The following is an 874-nucleotide window of genomic DNA, read 5'->3' as shown; positions in this document are numbered from 1 at the left end:
CCGCGAACGATCCGGCGGCGGCTTGCGCAGGAAAAGCGAATCGAAGAAACCCATGGCGATGGCGTAGCCCGGAGGTTGGGCCGGATGGTCCGGATGGCAGTGCTTACACCTTACCTCATGTCCCGGCGTTCCGGCAGCACCCGCACGCACCGCCATGCGCCCTGCCGCTCAGTGTTCCCCCACCTTGTTTTCCGCTATTCTTGGGCTCGCCCAGGCGCCTGGCCGATCATTCGCCCGCGGCGGCGCCCCGCCCCCAGGATCACAGGAAACCCGAATTGACGCGCATCTGCCTGAACATGATCGTGAAGAACGAGGCCCCGGTGATCGCCCGCTGCCTCGCGTCCGTCAAGCCATGGATCGACCGCTGGGTGATCGTCGACACCGGCTCCACCGACGGCACCCAGGCGCTGGTGCGCGAGGTGATGGGGAAGCTGCCTGGCACGTTGCATGAGCGCCCCTGGATCGATTTCGCGCACAACCGCAACGAAGCGCTGGCGCTGGCCCGCGCGTGTAGCGAGGGCCATGCCCGTGCCGATGACTACGTGCTGTTCATCGATGCCGACGAAACCCTGCGCATGCCGGAGGGTTTCCGCTGGCCCGGGCTGGCCGACGATGGCTACCGTTTCCAGTGCGAGCTGGGCGGCTGGCATTACCAGCGCAACGCCCTGGTAAGGGTCCGCCAGCCCTGGCGCTGGGAAGGCGTGCTGCACGAATACCTGACGCAGGACCCGCCGCACGCCTGGCAGCACCTGGCCGGCCCCGCCATCGTGGTCTCGCGCGACGGCGCCCGCGCCCGGGATCCGCAGACCTACCTGCGCGACATCGACGTGCTGGAACGCGCCCTGCGAAAGGATCCTGCCAATGCGCGCTACTG

1 protein-coding gene is annotated in these 874 nt (G+C 67.8%); it reads left to right on the top strand.

Annotation, left to right across the window (positions count from 1 at the left end):
* Positions 1-275: 275 nt before the first annotated feature.
* Positions 276-874 (top strand): glycosyltransferase (locus tag OR16_RS38280; protein WP_006164698.1); only part of this gene is annotated, 599 nt, incomplete at its 3' end.

It is taken from the genome of Cupriavidus basilensis OR16 (genome assembly GCF_000243095.1).
GTDB lineage: Bacteria > Pseudomonadota > Gammaproteobacteria > Burkholderiales > Burkholderiaceae > Cupriavidus > Cupriavidus basilensis_D.
This window is presented reverse-complemented; position numbering and strand designations above follow the sequence as displayed.